General features: G+C 51.0%; 16 protein-coding genes. 9 read left to right on the forward strand and 7 right to left on the reverse strand.

Annotation, left to right across the window (positions count from 1 at the left end; translation table 11 throughout):
• Window positions 1-14 precede the first annotated feature (14 nt).
• Together dcp and OGY72_RS05600 are read left to right on the forward strand one after the other, a co-directional pair.
• A complete protein-coding gene (gene dcp, locus OGY72_RS05595; protein ID WP_286547297.1) occupies window positions 15-2,060 on the forward strand; it encodes a peptidyl-dipeptidase Dcp in 2,046 nt (681 codons plus the stop codon).
• A gap of 531 nt (window positions 2,061-2,591) precedes the next feature.
• On the forward strand, window positions 2,592-3,518 hold the full coding sequence (locus OGY72_RS05600) for a diguanylate cyclase (RefSeq protein WP_286547299.1): 927 nt from the start codon (window positions 2,592-2,594) through the stop codon (window positions 3,516-3,518).
• Window positions 3,519-3,802: 284 nt separating this feature from the next.
• On the opposite strand, the gene mgtS is transcribed toward OGY72_RS05600, so the two are convergent.
• Window positions 3,803-3,898, reverse strand: coding sequence for a protein MgtS (mgtS, locus tag OGY72_RS05605; RefSeq protein ID WP_003032406.1), 96 nt, complete (start codon window positions 3,896-3,898; stop codon window positions 3,803-3,805).
• A gap of 486 nt (window positions 3,899-4,384) precedes the next feature.
• Here mgtS and urtA point away from each other — a divergent pair, with 486 nt between their 5' ends.
• Genes urtA through urtE form a run of 5 tightly spaced genes read left to right on the forward strand, consistent with a single transcriptional unit; the run spans window position 4,385 to window position 9,852 of the window.
• The gene (urtA, locus tag OGY72_RS05610) at window positions 4,385-5,656 is read left to right on the forward strand and encodes an urea ABC transporter substrate-binding protein (RefSeq protein ID WP_003832925.1); all 1,272 of its coding nucleotides are present in this window, start codon (window positions 4,385-4,387) and stop codon (window positions 5,654-5,656) included.
• 43 nt (window positions 5,657-5,699) lie between these two features.
• On the forward strand, window positions 5,700-7,274 hold the full coding sequence (urtB, locus tag OGY72_RS05615; RefSeq protein WP_286547301.1) for an urea ABC transporter permease subunit UrtB: 1,575 nt from the start codon (window positions 5,700-5,702) through the stop codon (window positions 7,272-7,274).
• The gene (gene urtC, locus OGY72_RS05620) at window positions 7,274-8,347 is read left to right on the forward strand and encodes an urea ABC transporter permease subunit UrtC (protein WP_003832929.1); all 1,074 of its coding nucleotides are present in this window, start codon (window positions 7,274-7,276) and stop codon (window positions 8,345-8,347) included. Before urtB ends, urtC begins: the two co-directional genes overlap by 1 nt.
• Window positions 8,347-9,144: an urea ABC transporter ATP-binding protein UrtD gene (gene urtD, locus OGY72_RS05625; RefSeq protein WP_063941582.1), complete on the forward strand. Its 798-nt coding sequence runs from the start codon at window positions 8,347-8,349 to the stop codon at window positions 9,142-9,144. Before urtC ends, urtD begins: the two co-directional genes overlap by 1 nt.
• Window positions 9,145-9,153: 9 nt before the next feature.
• Window positions 9,154-9,852 carry an urea ABC transporter ATP-binding subunit UrtE gene (urtE, locus tag OGY72_RS05630; protein WP_003832931.1) on the forward strand — a complete coding sequence of 233 codons (699 nt, stop codon included), beginning with the start codon at window positions 9,154-9,156 and terminating at the stop codon, window positions 9,850-9,852.
• A gap of 40 nt (window positions 9,853-9,892) precedes the next feature.
• Here the strand turns inward: urtE and ydeE are convergent, their stop codons facing one another.
• Window positions 9,893-11,080, reverse strand: coding sequence for an efflux MFS transporter YdeE (gene ydeE / locus OGY72_RS05635; protein WP_286547303.1), 1,188 nt, complete (start codon window positions 11,078-11,080; stop codon window positions 9,893-9,895).
• A 198-nt stretch (window positions 11,081-11,278) separates the two neighbouring features.
• Here ydeE and eamA point away from each other — a divergent pair, with 198 nt between their 5' ends.
• Window positions 11,279-12,178: an O-acetylserine/cysteine exporter gene (gene eamA, locus OGY72_RS05640; RefSeq protein WP_126957165.1), complete on the forward strand. Its 900-nt coding sequence runs from the start codon at window positions 11,279-11,281 to the stop codon at window positions 12,176-12,178.
• A 30-nt stretch (window positions 12,179-12,208) separates the two neighbouring features.
• Here eamA and marB read toward each other — a convergent pair whose 3' ends face one another.
• The 3 genes from marB to marR are packed head-to-tail and all read right to left on the reverse strand — an operon-like array spanning window position 12,209 to window position 13,294.
• A complete protein-coding gene (marB, locus tag OGY72_RS05645; RefSeq protein ID WP_191236280.1) occupies window positions 12,209-12,427 on the reverse strand; it encodes a multiple antibiotic resistance protein MarB in 219 nt (72 codons plus the stop codon).
• 30 nt (window positions 12,428-12,457) lie between these two features.
• A complete protein-coding gene (gene marA, locus OGY72_RS05650; protein WP_003032424.1) occupies window positions 12,458-12,841 on the reverse strand; it encodes an MDR efflux pump AcrAB transcriptional activator MarA in 384 nt (127 codons plus the stop codon).
• An 18-nt stretch (window positions 12,842-12,859) separates the two neighbouring features.
• Window positions 12,860-13,294, reverse strand: coding sequence for a multiple antibiotic resistance transcriptional regulator MarR (gene marR / locus OGY72_RS05655; RefSeq protein WP_003832935.1), 435 nt, complete (start codon window positions 13,292-13,294; stop codon window positions 12,860-12,862).
• Between the two features lie 257 nt (window positions 13,295-13,551).
• On the opposite strand from marR, the gene OGY72_RS05660 reads away from it, so the two are divergent.
• On the forward strand, window positions 13,552-14,217 hold the full coding sequence (locus OGY72_RS05660; protein ID WP_063941584.1) for a MarC family NAAT transporter: 666 nt from the start codon (window positions 13,552-13,554) through the stop codon (window positions 14,215-14,217).
• Window positions 14,218-14,260: 43 nt separating this feature from the next.
• On the opposite strand, the gene OGY72_RS05665 is transcribed toward OGY72_RS05660, so the two are convergent.
• Together OGY72_RS05665 and ptrR are read right to left on the reverse strand one after the other, a co-directional pair.
• A complete protein-coding gene (locus OGY72_RS05665) occupies window positions 14,261-15,457 on the reverse strand; it encodes a sugar transporter (protein ID WP_126318124.1) in 1,197 nt (398 codons plus the stop codon).
• 222 nt (window positions 15,458-15,679) lie between these two features.
• Window positions 15,680-16,555 carry a putrescine utilization regulator PtrR gene (ptrR, locus tag OGY72_RS05670; RefSeq protein WP_286547309.1) on the reverse strand — a complete coding sequence of 292 codons (876 nt, stop codon included), beginning with the start codon at window positions 16,553-16,555 and terminating at the stop codon, window positions 15,680-15,682.
• Between the last annotated feature and the right edge of the window lie 37 nt (window positions 16,556-16,592).

Consider the following 16,592-nt stretch of genomic DNA (forward strand, 5'->3'; position numbering starts at 1 on the left):
TTCAGGAGTGGAAGATGTCGTTAACGAATCCCTTTTTACACCACAGCACATTGCCGTATCAGGCCCCGCAGTTTGATCAGATAGAGGTGCAGCACTATCGCCCAGCGTTCGATGAAGGCGTGCGGCAAAAACGTGCAGAGATCGAGGCGATTGTGCAAAACCCGCAGGCCCCTGATTTTGCCAATACGTTGCTGGCGCTTGAACAAAGCGGCACGCTGCTCACACGTGTAACCAGCATTTTCTTCGCGATGACGGCGGCACACACCAACGATGAACTACAGCGCCTTGACGAAGAATTTTCCGCGGAACTGGCGAGCCTTGCCAATGATATTTATCTCAATGGCGCGCTTTTTTCGCGCGTTGAAGCGGTCTGGCAACAGCGAGGTTCACTGGGGCTGGATAGCGAATCATCACGCTTGCTGGAGGTCATCCACCAGCGTTTTGTATTAGCCGGCGCGCGTCTGAATGAGGTCGATAAAGCAAACCTTAAAGCGCTCAATACAGAGTCCGCCACGTTGACCAGCCAGTTTAATCAACGGCTGCTGGCGGCGAACAAGTCCGGTGCTCTGGTGGTGGATGATGCACGTTACCTGGACGGACTTAGCGCAGAGGAAATTGCTGTTGCCGCCGAAGCTGCAAAGGAGAAAGGGCTTGAAGCGCGTTGGGTTATCCCGCTATTGAATACGACTCAGCAACCGGCGCTTGCGGCGTTACGCGATCGCCAGACCCGTGAGAATCTGTTCAACCGCGCATGGACGAGAGCAGAAAACAATGACGCTAACGATACTCGGGCGATTATTCAGCGACTGGTCGAGATCCGGATGCAGCAGGCGAAACTACTCGGTTTTGCCAATTACGCTGCATGGAAAATTGCCGATCAGATGGCAAAAACACCGGAGGCGGCACTGAATTTCATGCGGGCGATTGTTCCTGCTGCGCGAGCCAGGGCATTGGATGAACAGGCCGAAATCCAGAATGTTATCAATCACGAACAGGGGCAATTTAACGTCGAGGCCTGGGACTGGGCATTTTATGCCGAGCAGGTTCGTCGTGAGAAATATGCTCTTGATGAGGCGCAGCTCAAACCTTACTTTGCCCTTGATACGGTGCTGAACGAGGGCGTTTTCTGGACAGCTAATCAACTCTTTGGCATAAAATTTATAGAACGGTTCGACATTCCTGTTTATCACCCGGATGTTCGGGTATGGGAAATATTCGATCACGATGGCGTAGGGCTGGCGTTATTTTACGGCGATTTCTTTGCCCGGGAATCGAAAAGCGGTGGTGCCTGGATGGGCAATTTTGTTGAGCAATCGCAACTCAATGAAACCCGGCCGGTTATTTATAACGTGTGTAATTATCAAAAACCGACAAAGGGTCAGCCTGCATTGTTATTGTGGGATGATGTTATTACGTTATTTCATGAGTTTGGGCACACGTTGCACGGCCTGTTTGCCACTCAGCGTTATGCCACACTTTCAGGAACCAATACTCCGCGGGATTTTGTTGAGTTTCCTTCACAGATCAACGAACACTGGGCGAGTCATCCGCAGGTCTTTGCTCGTTTTGCTCGTCATGTTGATACCGGGGAGCAAATGCCGCAGGCGTTGCGGGATAAGATGCAGCGGACCAGCCTGTTTAACAAAGGTTACGACATGACCGAACTGCTCAGTGCCGCATTGCTGGATATGCGTTGGCACAGTCTGGAAAATAGCGCGTTATCTCTTTCGGTTGATCAATTTGAACAGCAGGCGCTGGCAGCAGAAGGTTTGGAACTCAAGGCTGTGCCGCCTCGTTATCGTAGCAGCTATTTTGCCCATATCTTCGGCGGCGGTTATGCCGCAGGTTATTACGCCTATTTGTGGACGCAAATGCTGGCCGATGATGGCTATCAGTGGTTTGTAGAGCAGGGCGGATTAACTCGTGAAAACGGGCAAAAGTTCCGTGAAGCTATTTTGTCCCGCGGTAACAGTACTGATTTAGCTGAACTCTATCACCAGTGGAGCGGGCGCGATCCCCGAATGGAGCCGATGCTGGAACATCGTGGTTTGAGCGCGTAAGGTTTGTTCAGAGGGGGAAAGTCCTCAATTCAGCTTAGCTAAACATAATGACGCCGATAAATTCATCATTGTGCTGAAAAGGGAATTACGCTGTAGGCCGGATAAGCGAAGCGCCATCCGGCTGCTTGTAACAGATTGCCGGATGGCGGCGTAAACGCCTTATCCGGCCTACTGCTCACTATCGTTTCGTGCATTCCCAACCGGGTGTAACGCTCGGTTTTTATATTACCTAAGAAATAACCTTGCAATTTAGGTCTCTAATCGGAAAAAGATAGCTATAAAAAGCTTAAAGCATACACATCAGCTTTCTTAGCGGTTTTTATCTATCCGCGAAAATAAAAGGCTCAATGGCCGTGTTCAATTTGAGTCTGGTATGAACTGAGTGATGTACGCTATGCCGCGACCAGTGGCATAGCGCAATGCTATTGTTAATCGCGGCTTATTAATTACTATTAAAAAATTTACATAAATTTTCTTTTTTATCGTTAAGATAATTCCATCAGAAACGCTCGAACAGGGAGAGAGAACGTGATGATGAGAAATACGAAGGAAATAGATACAATTTTGATTGAGTTGAACAACTCCATTGATGCCCACTACAAATGGCTGGTAAAGATGTTCCGCTGCGTGGTGTCTTCAGATGTAACACAGCCTGATATTATGGGTGAAAACTCGCATTTTGTTTGTCGATTTGGACTGTGGCTTAATAATCAATCGCGGTACAATGAGGATGATTGTAGTTACGTGAGCAAGATAAGTGCCACTCACGAAAAGATGCATTTATTAGGCAAGGAGTTGCTATTGGCTATAGTGGAGAAACGTAGCCATTCATGGCATTTCGACAGTTTCCAGGACGCGCTTCTGGCATTTACCTCATCTGTAATGGACTACAAAATATATTTATTGAGTATCCGCAGTAATATCGATGTATTAACAGGTTTACCTGGCAGAAGAATGCTCGATGAGTCTTTTGATCGGCAGTTGCTCGACGCCGAACCGCTTAATCTCTATATATTGTTGTTGGATATCGATCGTTTTAAATACGTTAACGATACATACGGTCATCTGGTCGGTGACGTGGTATTGCGCGCTCTGGCATCAAATTTATTGTCATGGACGCGATATGATGAGGCGGCGTACCGCTACGGTGGAGAAGAGTTCATTATCATCATCAGAACAAAAACGGACGAGCAGGCATGCCTGGCGGGTTTGCGACTTTGTCGTCTGATTGGTCAGAAAAAAATTCCCTACGCTGATGGAGAGATCGGTATCACGGTGACGGCAGGCATAACCCGGGTTCAACAGGGTGAAACGCTGGATACCGCGCTTGGTCGGGCCGACAGGGCGATGTATCAGGGGAAACAGACTGGCAGGAATCGCTGCATGTTTATGGATGAAAATGAGCGGATCGCGTTGGTGGACACCAATGACGGAACCTCGTATCCCCTCAGTGCGTGAGTTTTCGAAAAACGTTTTGAGGTAGTTGCGTTTCGTTTAACTTTCATTGGGGTTGTCGATGATAGGTTAGCTGACTATCCGTTATCTTCGCAGGGAATTGCCAGATAGCGTATAAAAGCAAAACACAAATCTATCCATGCAAGCATTTACCGCTGGTATATCCGGCGGTTTTTTTTATCTGTAAATCAGGATAAAGGCACAGCGAGCGCGATTCAGGTAAAAAAATGGCCCCTTGTGCAGCTACGCAACAAGGGGCCGGGTCGGTGCAGGACTATCTCCGTTCATCAATCATCCCATCTGTGGCTAAAATACGCGGCCAGAAAACCGGAAAATAAAATAATTCCCAGAACAGCCATAAAAATATTCATATTACCCAGCATAGTAAATGCTCCTTTATCTGTGAGTTTCCTCTCTTACCTTAAGTTCACCTCGCTTATGACTATAGTAGCAATTCAATCTTAAACAAAGGCTGAACTGTGTGATTATTTCGACTGAAAAGTAAATTTTTGACATGATCACGTCGAATAAAATAAATAATAGTGACGAGACACATTTATCTGCGCACAAATAACCTTGTTTTTAAACCCTGAGACGCTGTTATGACGGTGTGATGCTGACACAGATTGTTGCACGTTTATAATGCAGAGTTGTCTCATGGTGGTTCATTTTTTCGTGTGATTAATCCTTTTGGCGGGAAAATGTAATACTGATTTTTGTGTGCGGGATGCTAATTTATTGATTTTATATGAGGTTTTAATATCTGGCATCGTTTTTGCCTTATCACTTCTGAACACCCTTAATTTGCACCGTTTTGTCTGCCCGGCTGCACCGGAGCTTTCAGCAAGTCTAATTTCAGGAGTGAAACTATGCAGCGTCGTACATTTTTAAAAGCTTTTGCACTTTCTGCCTCTGTTGTTGCAATGGGCGTGAGTTTTAGCGTTCAGGCAGCCGACACCATTAAGGTTGGCATCATGCATTCGTTATCCGGCACGATGGCCATATCCGAAACGCCGCTAAAAGATGTGGCGTTGATGACCATCGATGAAATAAATGCTCAGGGCGGTGTGTTGGGTAAAAAGCTGGAACCGGTGGTGGTTGACCCGGCCTCGAACTGGCCGTTATTTGCTGAAAAAGCAAGACAACTGCTGAGTCAGGACAAGGTGGCGGCAGTTTTCGGCTGCTGGACATCGGTTTCGCGTAAATCAGTTTTACCGGTATTTGAAGAGTTGAATGGTCTGCTGTTTTACCCGGTGCAATATGAAGGTGAGGAGATGTCGCCTAACGTCTTCTATACCGGCGCAGCCCCCAACCAGCAGGCGATCCCTGCGGTTGAGTATCTGATGAGTGAGGATGGCGGTAGCGCGAAACGCTTCTTCCTGCTGGGCACGGATTATGTTTATCCGCGCACGACCAACAAAATTTTACGCGCCTTTTTGCACTCAAAAGGGGTCGCCGATAAAGACATCGAAGAGGTGTACACCCCATTCGGACACAGCGATTACCAGACCATTGTCGCCAGTATTAAAAAATTCGCCGCAGGGGGAAAAACGGCGGTGGTATCAACCATCAATGGGGATTCTAACGTACCGTTCTATAAAGAGTTAGCGAATCAGGGGCTGAAAGCCACCGATGTGCCGGTGGTGGCTTTTTCCGTGGGCGAGGAGGAGCTACGCGGTATTGATACCAAACCGCTGGTGGGTAACCTTGCCGCCTGGAACTACTTTGAGTCTGTCGATAATGCGGCCAACAAGAAGTTTGTCGCGGATTACCGGGCGTATGCCAAAGCGCACAAATTACCGAATGCTGATTCGGTGGTGACGAACGACCCAATGGAAGCCACATATGTTGGCCTGCACATGTGGGCGCAGGCGGTAGAAAAAGCCGGAACTACCGATGTGGATAAAGTTCGTGCTGCTATGGCGGGGCAATCCTTCGCTGCACCATCAGGTTTTACCCTGACCATGGATGCGACCAACCATCACCTGCATAAACCCGTCATGATTGGCGAGATTGAAGGCAACGGCCAGTTTAACGTGGTGTGGCAAACCGATGAGCCGGTCCGCGCCCAGCCGTGGAGTCCGTACATCGCTGGTAATGATAAAAAATCTGAACAGCCTGTGAAAACCGCCAGCAACTGATCTAACGCCCTCCTGCGGGAGGGTAATGCTTTGGAGAACGCTCATGAAAGCTATGCGCTTGATTCGTGGTGTGTTGTTGCTGATGTGGTTTTTGCCGTGGATAGCCCAGGCCGCAGATGCTGATTCCTTTACCGCCGCCAACCGTGCTCAGCAGGCCGCCTTGCTTGAACAATGGGCGGTGAATCCCGACGTTCAGCGCATCCCGCTGCTCAGCGCGCTGCGAGATGAGAACCTGCTGACCGATAACACGAAAAATGCCTTCATCATGAACGGCTCGCACGTACAGCCGTTAGGCACAGCGACAGCCCCAAACGGCGAGCTAAAAAAAACTCGCCTGACTAACCGCCTGCGTAATTTGGTAGCCGGAGCGTTGGCTGTCCATCAGCTTTTAAGTGACAGCGTCACGGTAAGGGGAGAGGCAGCTCGTACATTACAGCGTGAGGCGCAGCCGGGCATGCTGCCGTTTTTACAACAACGACTGGCTCAGGAGTCAGATGGTGATGTGAAATCCGCACTCGCTATTGCACTGGCAAATCTGCAACTGAGTAGCACCTCGCCGGAGGTCAGGCTTCAGGCAATCGAACTATTAGGGGCGTCAAATGATCCTGAAACTCAGGCGCGCCTGCAGCCATTCACCCGGGCTGAACATGAACCCGATGCCCGAGTGCGTGCTGCCGCTGACGAAAGTCTGAATTCCATCTCGCATCGCATGAAGGTTGGGGATCTTCTAGGGCAGGCTTTCATGGGACTGTCACTGGGTTCTATTTTGCTGCTGGCGGCATTGGGTCTGGCGATAACCTATGGATTGCTCGGCGTAATCAATATGGCGCATGGCGAGATGTTAATGCTCGGGGCGTACTGTACCTGGATGGTGCAACAGTTGATGGGGCAGTTTTTCCCGCACGGGTTAGCCTGGTATCCGGTTATTGCACTTCCGGTCGCCTTTTTGCTGACTGCGGCAACAGGAATGCTGCTGGAGCGTGGGGTGATACGCCATTTATACGGCCGCCCGCTCGAAACGCTGCTGGCGACCTGGGGGATCAGCCTGATGCTCATCCAGTTGGTGCGTATGACCTTTGGCGCACAAAACCTGGAAGTCGCCAATCCGGCATGGCTTTCCGGCGGTATTCAGGTTTATGCCAATCTGATATTGCCATGGAACCGAATAGTGGTGCTTGGCTTTGCCATGCTGGTGCTGTTCTTCACTTGGCTGCTGTTGAATAAAACGCGCCTCGGGCTGCGCGTGCGTGCCGTGACGCAAAATCGCAATATGGCGGCCTGCTGCGGCGTACCCACCGGACGAGTCGATATGCTGGCCTTTGGCCTTGGTTCAGGAATTGCCGGTCTGGGAGGCGTGGCGCTCTCGCAACTAGGTAACGTAGGACCGGAGCTGGGGCAAAGCTACATTATCGATTCGTTTTTGGTGGTGGTACTGGGCGGCGTTGGACAGCTTGCCGGGAGCGTGGCTGCGGCATTTGGGCTGGGGATCTTCAATAAAATTCTGGAGCCTCAGGTGGGGGCGGTTCTCGGCAAAATCATGATCCTGGTGCTGATCATTCTGTTTATTCAGAAACGACCTCAGGGACTGTTCGCGCTGAAAGGGAGGGTTATTGACTGATGACGATGCCAATGACAATAACGCTGGCGCGTAAAGCGCCGCGTGCAACACGCGTGCTGGGTCTGGGCTTACTGCTGGCGTTGATTATTCTGCCGTTTCTTGCGCTGTTACCTGCGGAGCATCCGCTGGCCATATCGGTGTGGACGTTGACGCTGGCCGGGAAAATTCTCTGCTATGCCATTGTGGCCGTTGCGCTGGATCTGGTGTGGGGCTATGCCGGAATGCTCTCGCTGGGACACGGTATCTTCTTCGCGCTGGGGGGCTATGCGATGGGAATGTACCTGATGCGGCAGGCTTCCGGCGAAGGATTACCGGCCTTTATGTCATTCCTGTCGTGGAGCGAGCTGCCCTGGTTTTGGTGGGGGACGCAACATTTTCTCTGGGCGATGCTGCTGGTTGTTCTGGTGCCGGGCCTGCTGGCGCTGGTATTTGGTTGGTTTGCCTTCCGTTCAAAAATCAAAGGTGTCTATTTCTCCATCATGACCCAGGCCCTGACTTTCGCCGGAATGTTGCTGTTTTTCCGCAATGAAACCGGCTTTGGTGGAAATAACGGCTTTACCGGTTTTACCACCATTCTGGGATTTCCGGTGACCGCGACGTCCACCAGGATCGCGCTGTTTCTGGCGACGGTTATGCTGCTGGTGCTGGCAATATGGCTGGGACTTGCGCTGGCCCGCAGTAAGTTTGGTCGTATTCTGACCGCCGTGCGCGATGCCGAGAACCGTCTGATGTTCTGTGGTTACGATCCGAAAGGTTTCAAGTTACTGGTGTGGACGCTTTCAGCTGTACTGTGCGGCCTGGCCGGGGCGCTTTATGTCCCGCAGGTAGGGATTATCAACCCCAGCGAAATGTCGCCGACTAACTCGATTGAAGCGGCGATTTGGGTTGCTCTGGGCGGACGTGGAACCCTGATCGGCCCGGTATTTGGCGCAGTACTGGTGAACGGTGCTAAAAGCCTGTTTACCGTCATTATGCCGGAATACTGGCAGCTGTTTCTTGGCCTGATCTTTATTGGCGTTACGCTTTTTTTACCTAGTGGTGTGATTGGCCTGTTTCGCAAAGGAGACAAATAATGCAGCCGGATGAAGGACTTTTTACACGCCAGATGCCGGGCGATCGGTTTCGCGAACAAACGGACCCGGTACTCCAACTGGAAAAAATTAACGTTAATTTCGACGGATTCCAGGCGTTAACGGATCTCTCGCTCAATATTGGCGTCGGGGAACTGCGCTGTATTATTGGCCCCAACGGCGCCGGGAAGACGACGTTAATGGATGTCATAACCGGTAAAACCAGACCGCAAAGTGGTCGTGCGATATACGACCAGTCGACCGATTTAACAACGCTGGATCCCATCGCCATCGCGCGTCAGGGGATTGGACGGAAATTTCAGAAGCCCACGGTATTTGAAGCATTAACGGTGGAGGAGAACCTGGAGTTGGCGCTGAAAAATGATAAATCTGTCTGGGGTTCTCTACGGGCACGACTCTCAGGCGAACAACGGGATCATATTGATGAAGTACTGGCGCTGTTGCGGCTGGGTAATGAGCGGACCCGCCGCGCCGGACTGCTTTCGCATGGGCAAAAACAGTTTCTCGAAATTGGCATGCTGCTGGTGCAGGAGCCGCATTTACTGCTACTGGATGAACCCGCGGCGGGGATGACGGATGCGGAAACGGAATACACGGCGGAGCTGTTTCGCCAGCTTGCCGGTAAGCACTCTCTGATGGTTGTTGAGCACGATATGGGATTTGTTGAAACTATTGCCGATCGCGTCACAGTATTACATCAGGGACGTGTCCTCGCTCAGGGGAGCCTTCGCGATGTGCAGGCCAACGAGCAGGTTATTGAAGTCTATCTCGGGCGTTAAGGAGTTCATATGCTGCAGGTGAAAGAACTGAATCAATATTATGGTGGCAGCCATATTCTGCGCGGGGTGAGCTTTGAAGCGCGTATCGGCGAGGTGACATGCCTGCTGGGGCGTAACGGCGTGGGGAAAACAACACTACTAAAGTGTCTGATGGGGATTATTCCGGCCCGTAGCGGAAGCGTGCTCTGGCAGGATAAAAATGTCACTCACTGGAAGCCGCATCAGCGGGTCAGGGCCGGTGTGGCGTATGTCCCACAGGGGCGTGATATTTTTCCGCGTTTGACGGTAGAAGAGAATCTGCTGCTCGGTCTTTCCCGTTTTTCAGCACCGGAGGCCCGGCATGTGCCAGATGATATTTACGCGCTCTTTCCGGTTTTACAGGAGATGAAGCATCGGCGAGGCGGAGATTTGTCCGGCGGGCAACAGCAGCAACTGGCGATTGGGCGAGCGCTGGCAAGTCGCCCACAGCTGTTGATCCTCGATGAGCCCACCGAAGGGATTCAGCCTTCGGTAATTAAAGAGATTAGTCAGGTTATTTCTCAACTGGCGCACCGGGGTGATATGGCCATTTTGCTGGTGGAGCAGTTCTATGATTTTGCGCAGCAGCTAGCCGACAAATACCTGCTGATGTCGCGGGGCAGCATTATTCAACGCGGCGACGGTAAAAATATGGAGGCCGAGGGCGTACGGGGACTGGTTGCTATCTGAGGTATGCGACAGAGCGGTTTCGGCTCTGTCGCTATACTCATCAGCAGACTGCCGTCTGCCCCCAGGGCTTGGCGCGCATGCCTTTTATCATGAGCGTCCAGGCAAGAACGATCGCCACTATCAGCGCGACAAACAGCGACCATGGCGGCAATGTGGTTAAAATGACGCCGCTGACTAATGGGTTAACCGCTGCGCCAAGCCAGCCCAACGACTGGGCGGAAAAATAGCTGGCTTTCATGCCTGCTGGCGCGATGTTGTCGATAAGCATATATTCGCCCGGCGCGTAAATGACTTCGCCGATAGTGAAAAAGGCAGCAGAAATTCCCCATAACAACAGACTGTTGCCGGAAAAGGCGAAACCGATCAGGCCAACGACAAAGAAGACTGTACCCATTGTCATTAACGGGCGGATATTCGTGGCGGTGAGCCTGCGACCAAGTGCGTATTGCAGTGATACTACGATGGCGGCGTTCACGGGCAGGACCACCGCCACGACTTTCTCGGCAAAATCGCCATCGGCGACCACCATAACGTATTGCGAAATACAGGACGCAAAAGCACCGCCAACAAACGATGCCAGAAAGGCCGATAACGTAAACCAGAATAATGCCCGGTCGCGCAGGAGTACCGAAGGGGACCACACCGCGGCGTTTAAACCTTCTGATGGTGCTGTTGAACGTTTTACCCAGGTCTGGATAAACACCAGTGGCAATGCTGAACAGGCGGCAGCCAGCCAGAATGGCAGGTTAATGCTTTGCATCACCAGCAGCGTGCCCAGCGGTGGACCAACGGTCCAGCCAATATTCAGCACGGTATAGTTAAGCGAGAAAATTTTAGTCTTGTTGGTAGCAGACAGATTATCGGCAAACCAGGCCTTCAGCACCGTGGCGAAGACGGAGTAGGTACAGTTGATCAGAGCAAAGAGCAAAACCACGACCACCACGTTATGCACCAGTGGGATCGCAATAAAGCCGGACGCAAAGCCACAAATTGCCAGCAGCATAAAGCGTTTTTTTTCAAATTTATCGGCCAGGATGCCGAATCCAAGACTGAAAACGACGCCAATAGTCAGTGCTACTGTCATTGCATAACCGATCAGATCGACACCCAGGCCATACTGACGACTGAGGTAAATCGTCATGAATGGCAGAGTGGCGCCACGGCCAATTGTTAATAACAAAGATGACGCGAGTAACGCGAGAGTGGACCTTCTCAGAGAGATATTCATTTTCCTGCCCGACAATGCATGTTGTTATGTTTTTTTTAGATATAAGAAACAAATAGCATGCTAAAACTGTGATGTACACTCAATAAGTTGTCCGAAAATGCCTTGCGTGGCCTACCTGAAATAATGATCTGTTACGGCACAACGATTTCCGTTACTTTAACTTGTTTACAAAAATTTAATATTTGCAGGGGCGGTGGTATGTCGCGTAAAGACGGGTTATTGGCGTTACTGGTCGTTGTGGTTTGGGGACTGAACTTTGTGGTCATCAAAGTGGGGCTGCATAATATGCCCCCTTTAATGCTGGCAGGGCTGCGTTTTTTACTGGTGGCGTTCCCGGCAATACTCTTTGTTGCCAGGCCGAAAATCCCACTTTCGCTGTTGCTCGGCTATGGGCTGACCATCAGTTTTGGGCAGTTTGCGTTTCTCTTTAGCGCTATCAAATTCGGTATGCCTGCCGGGTTAGCTTCTCTGGTATTACAGGCTCAGGCGTTTTTCACCATCATTCTGGGGGCATTCGCCTTTGGCGAACGTCTGCAGGGTAAACAGCTGGTAGGCATTGCGCTGGCGGTATTTGGCGTGCTGGTGCTGATTGAGGCCAGTCTGAACGGGCAGCATGTTGGCATGCTCGGTTTTATGCTGACGTTGGCGGCGGCGCTAAGCTGGGCCTGTGGCAATATCTTTAACAAAAAAATCATGCAGCATACCTCGCGCCCGGCCGTTATGTCGTTGGTGGTATGGAGCGCGTTAATCCCTATTGCTCCGTTCTTCCTTGCTTCATTAATTCTCGATGGTCCAGCGCAAATTACCCAAAGTCTGGTGGCGATAGATATGACCACCATTCTGTCACTGGTTTATCTGGCGTTTGTGGCGACCATCGTGGGTTATGGTATCTGGGGTTCGTTACTCGGACGCTATGAGACCTGGCGTGTAGCGCCGCTGTCGCTGTTGGTGCCGGTCGTTGGACTGGCGAGTGCGGTTGTGCTGCTGGATGAAACGCTGACCGGATTGCAACTGCTCGGTGCGCTACTGATCATGGCTGGGTTGTATATCAATGTGTTTGGCTTTCGGTTGCGTAAGGTTGCGTCGGTGAGGGGCTAAAAAAAGCCCCGCAGTGGCGGGGCAATATAATTACAGGTTGCGCATATTGTAATATGGCACACCTAATTCGTCGGACTTGTCGCTGCCTGCACCCATATGATTAAAATCGAACGGGGACTGATCGTTCGCAGGGGGCATAATCATCGCGTCGCGACTGTTCTGGGTGGCAGGTTGCGCGGTCTGTTCCGCCATGCTCTGGCCCGAAACAACAAACAGTAGGGCCAGCATTGCATAAGACAGAAGTTTCATGATTTCCTCGGTTACGTCGTTAACTGGCGTTTAGCAATTACATTGATTAAGTGGGAGCAAATAGCGTGATTCGCCGTGCATATTCGTCATACGGTATTTATGCGGCGGAACATCAAAATAGTTTTTGAATGTCCGGGTCAGCGTCTGCTGAGACTCAAAACCGTAACGCTCTGCCAGATAAAGAATAGGTTCGTTACTTTCTTTTAGTTTTTGCGCTATTTCAGTCATTTTACGGCTGCGAATGTATTGACCCAGTGAATGACCGGTTTCTTTTTTAAACATCCGTTGCAGGTGCCATTTGGAGTAACCTGAACGCTCTGACACTTTTTCCAGTGAGAGCGGCGATTCAAGGTTATTTTCGATCCAGTCCAAAATGCTATGAATAGTGATTGTGTCAGTATTGCGTCTGGACATCGTCATACCTCTTTCTGTTTACGGCAGGATTCTCTTAAGCAAGTGCTCAAGTGTGGCTACTTCATCCGCCGTTAAGTTTTTTGTTAGTTCCTGGTGCAGGTCTTGCCCTACTAATTGATGACACTGCTCGCAAATTGCTGCGCCATGCTCGGTGAGTTTCACCAGCACGCCACGCTTATCATGTGGATTCGGAAGCCTTTCTATCCAGCCTTTACAGGCCAGTCTGTCCAGCATCCGCGTCAGGGCGCCAAGGTCGACAGACAGCACTTTTTTCAATTCGACAGGGGTGATGCACACCGCGCAACGGATGGAGCAGAGCACCTTGAACTGCGATGCCGTGATATCCAGCGGTGACAAATAGTCGTTTAACAAACGATCTTTTTTCTGATTAACCATATAGATCAAACGACCCAGTGGGATGATTTCGTTAAACAGATCACTGGTGTTTTTCACAATGGTTGCCCTGGCAAGTAGTTAGTCACGGCTGATATTATTGCTTAGGCAAATATAAGTCAAACGAATGAATCAGCAAATGCCACGTTTTGCTAAATCATCAGACTCAATACCTGGCGTGTGGAAATTTAACGATCTGATAATTATGGTTTATACGCGTAGATGAAAAATGAATCCTTACATCGCGAAAATGGCTTATCTTCTGGATTTCACCGTATACTTGCCGTTGACGATTAACGCACAGGAAAGATGACATTATGATGGACTTGTTTAAAGCAATAGGGCTGGGGCTGGTAGTCCTGTTACCGTTGGCAAACCCGTTAACCACCGTGGCGTTGTTCCTTGGCCTCGCGGGCAACATGAACAGCGCAGAGCGTAACCGTCAGTCACTCATGGCATCTGTTTACGTGTTTGCCATCATGATGGTGGCGTACTATGCCGGGCAACTGGTGATGAATACCTTCGGGATTTCGATTCCAGGACTCCGTATTGCGGGTGGGTTAATCGTTGCGTTTATCGGCTTTCGGATGCTGTTTCCGCAGCAGAAGGCGCATGATTCTCCGGAAGCGAGAAGCAAGTCAGAAGAGCTGGAAGACGAGCCGACTGCCAATATCGCCTTTGTACCTCTGGCTATGCCAAGCACTGCCGGTCCGGGGACGATTGCGATGATCATCAGTTCCGCGTCAACCGTGCGCCATGGCTCCGAATTTCCGGACTGGGTGATCATGATCGCGCCGCCGATTATTTTTGCGGTTGTCGGGATTATCCTGTGGGGCTGTTTGCGCAGTTCCGGGGGGATCATGCGCCTGGTCGGCAAAGGTGGTATCGAAGCGATTTCTCGTCTGATGGGCTTCCTGCTGGTGTGTATGGGCGTGCAGTTTATTATTAACGGCGTGCTGGAAATTATTAAAACCTACGCTTAGAACACTGTGCCCGGTAATCGGTAATGTCTACCGGGCACATTTTTTACGAATGCTGAGGCTGTTCTTCCAGCGATACCGGCCATTTACGAAAGATAATCACCGACCATATCAACGCCACCACGGCAGGCACTGCGCCGACGTAACCAATCGTAGACATTGACCAGTGCAAACTCACCTGATTGCCTACCAGCGCGCCAGCGCCAATACCGATATTAAAGATGCCTGAGAACAGTGCCATTGCGACGTCAGTCGCATCAGGAGCAAGCGCCAGCACTTTCACCTGCATACCCAGACCTATCAGCATGATGGCGACGCCCCAGAAAATACTCAGGATAGCAAGGTGCATTTCGCTGTCAGCAGCGGGAAGTAACAACACCAGGCATACCGTCAACAGGGCAATGGCACTGCTAATCAGTACGGAAGCATGCAGATTCCCCAGCTTACCGAAAATGACGCTACCGACAATTCCCGCGCCACCCAGAACCAGCAACAGCACGGTAGCAAAGTTTGCGCTCAGACCCGCGACGGTCTGCACAAACGGCTCGATATAGCTGTAGGCCGTGTAATGTGCGGTGACCACAATCACCGTCAGTAGATACAGACTCATCAATGCCGGACGATGGAATAACACCGGCAGGCTTTTTAAAGAGCCGGAGTGCTCACTGGGTAGTTTGGGCAGGAGCTTAATCAGGCAAAGCAGGGTAACTAACGCCCCCATGCCGATGGCGAAGAAGGTGGTGCGCCAGCCAAAATACTGACCGACAATGCGCCCGATGGGCAGACCCAATACCATAGCCAGCGCGGTGCCGGTGGCAATCAGGCTGAGAGCCTGTGCACGTTTACCGGCAGGAGCCAGGCGGATCGCCAGCGATGCGGTGATCGACCAGAAAATAGCGTGCGCAAAGGCAATACCAATACGGCTAATTACCAGCACGGTAAAATTCCATGCCAGGAAAGAGAGAATATGACTGGCGATAAACACAACAAACAGACAGATCAGCAGTTTTCGGCGCTCCACCTGACTGGTAAGTAACATAAAAGGGAGCGACATCAGGGCGACAACCCAGGCGTAGATCGTCAGCATGATCCCGACCTGAGCAGTCTGCATATTGAAGCTTTGTGCGATGTCGGACAGCAAGCCGACAGGGACAAACTCTGTGGTATTGAAAATAAAACCGGCAATGGCAAGCGTAACTACCCGTAGCCACGCGACCTTGCGGGAAACAGTGTCTGTTGTCATATCAAATAAGAGGATTAGCTGCGAAAAGGTAAGGCCACGATCTTAAAACGTTTGCTGGCGAAAATACAATCATTTTGTGATGCGGATCTCATTTCATTGGCAGGGCGCCACAATTTGCTGCCGAACATTCCTCGTATTTTTAAGTATTTCAATAATAATGAAATTCCGGGCGTATGACTTCACTCGGATTTACAGGTATTCATGTTCTTTGAGGAGCGCCAGTTACTCCGGGCTCTGTGATAACTGAGGGTTCAACACCTCAATAAACGCTTCCAGCTGACGTGTCATTGCACCTCTGCGCCAGACCAGCCATGTATTCAGCCAGCGCCAGTTCTCGCTTAGCGGCCAGGCGTTGACCTGATGATGCCCTGGCATGCTCTCCAGCATCGAACGCGGGATCAATGCGATACCCGCGCCGGCAATAACACAGGCCAGCATACCGTGATAGGACTCCATTTCATGAATGGTGCCGGGCATGGCGCGATCGGCATGAAACCAGCTTTCAAAATGGCGGCGATAGGAACAGTTGGCGCGAAAGGCGTAAATACTGCAACCGTTGACGTCACTGGCCCGCTTAATGGGGGGATGACCGTTAGGCGTGACAATCATCATCTCTTCACGGTAGACCGGTATTCCTTCAAGTCCCGGATGGGTAATTGGACCATCGACAAAGGCAGCGTTCAATGTACCGTCGAGCACGCCGTCCAGCATTGTGCCTGAAGGACCTGTCGCCAGCGCGAACTGAATCTTGGGGTAACGCTGGTTATATTCAGCCAGCGTGGCGGGGATGCGAACTGCTGCTGTACTTTCAAGCGAGCCGAGAGAGAAGAGTCCTTGCGGCTCATCCCCGGCGACGACCATCCTGGCTTCCTCAACCAGTGCCAGGATCCGCTGGCTGTAGCGCAAAAAGTTGTGCCCGGATGGGGAAAGCCGCAGGCGCTGGTTTTCACGAATAAACAGATCAACACCCAGGTCGGCTTCAAGCTGACGTATACGGGTGGTGAGATTGGATGGCACGCGATGCACCTTCGCGGCGGCCTGCGTAATACTGCCAGTCTCCGCGACGGCATTGAACATTTCCAACTGCGTCAGATCCATAATATTCTCTATTCGTGAATGGTATGGTTAATATTAT

This window comes from Citrobacter sp. Cpo221 (assembly GCF_030332345.1).
In the GTDB taxonomy this organism is placed as follows: domain Bacteria; phylum Pseudomonadota; class Gammaproteobacteria; order Enterobacterales; family Enterobacteriaceae; genus Citrobacter; species Citrobacter portucalensis.

What these genes read in the sequence shown, in the direction of transcription:
- dcp (WP_286547297.1), top strand. Translation starts at nt 15, where the DNA reads ATGTCGTTAACGAATCCCTTTTTACACCACAGCACATTGCCGTATCAG.
- OGY72_RS05600 (WP_286547299.1), top strand. Translation starts at nt 2,592, where the DNA reads ATGATGAGAAATACGAAGGAAATAGATACAATTTTGATTGAGTTGAAC.
- mgtS (WP_003032406.1), bottom strand. Translation starts at nt 3,898, where the DNA reads ATGCTGGGTAATATGAATATTTTTATGGCTGTTCTGGGAATTATTTTA.
- urtA (WP_003832925.1), top strand. Translation starts at nt 4,385, where the DNA reads ATGCAGCGTCGTACATTTTTAAAAGCTTTTGCACTTTCTGCCTCTGTT.
- urtB (WP_286547301.1), top strand. Translation starts at nt 5,700, where the DNA reads ATGAAAGCTATGCGCTTGATTCGTGGTGTGTTGTTGCTGATGTGGTTT.
- urtC (WP_003832929.1), top strand. Translation starts at nt 7,274, where the DNA reads ATGACGATGCCAATGACAATAACGCTGGCGCGTAAAGCGCCGCGTGCA.
- urtD (WP_063941582.1), top strand. Translation starts at nt 8,347, where the DNA reads ATGCAGCCGGATGAAGGACTTTTTACACGCCAGATGCCGGGCGATCGG.
- urtE (WP_003832931.1), top strand. Translation starts at nt 9,154, where the DNA reads ATGCTGCAGGTGAAAGAACTGAATCAATATTATGGTGGCAGCCATATT.
- ydeE (WP_286547303.1), bottom strand. Translation starts at nt 11,080, where the DNA reads ATGAATATCTCTCTGAGAAGGTCCACTCTCGCGTTACTCGCGTCATCT.
- eamA (WP_126957165.1), top strand. Translation starts at nt 11,279, where the DNA reads ATGTCGCGTAAAGACGGGTTATTGGCGTTACTGGTCGTTGTGGTTTGG.
- marB (WP_191236280.1), bottom strand. Translation starts at nt 12,427, where the DNA reads ATGAAACTTCTGTCTTATGCAATGCTGGCCCTACTGTTTGTTGTTTCG.
- marA (WP_003032424.1), bottom strand. Translation starts at nt 12,841, where the DNA reads ATGTCCAGACGCAATACTGACACAATCACTATTCATAGCATTTTGGAC.
- OGY72_RS05660 (WP_063941584.1), top strand. Translation starts at nt 13,552, where the DNA reads ATGATGGACTTGTTTAAAGCAATAGGGCTGGGGCTGGTAGTCCTGTTA.
- OGY72_RS05665 (WP_126318124.1), bottom strand. Translation starts at nt 15,457, where the DNA reads ATGACAACAGACACTGTTTCCCGCAAGGTCGCGTGGCTACGGGTAGTT.
- ptrR (WP_286547309.1), bottom strand. Translation starts at nt 16,555, where the DNA reads ATGGATCTGACGCAGTTGGAAATGTTCAATGCCGTCGCGGAGACTGGC.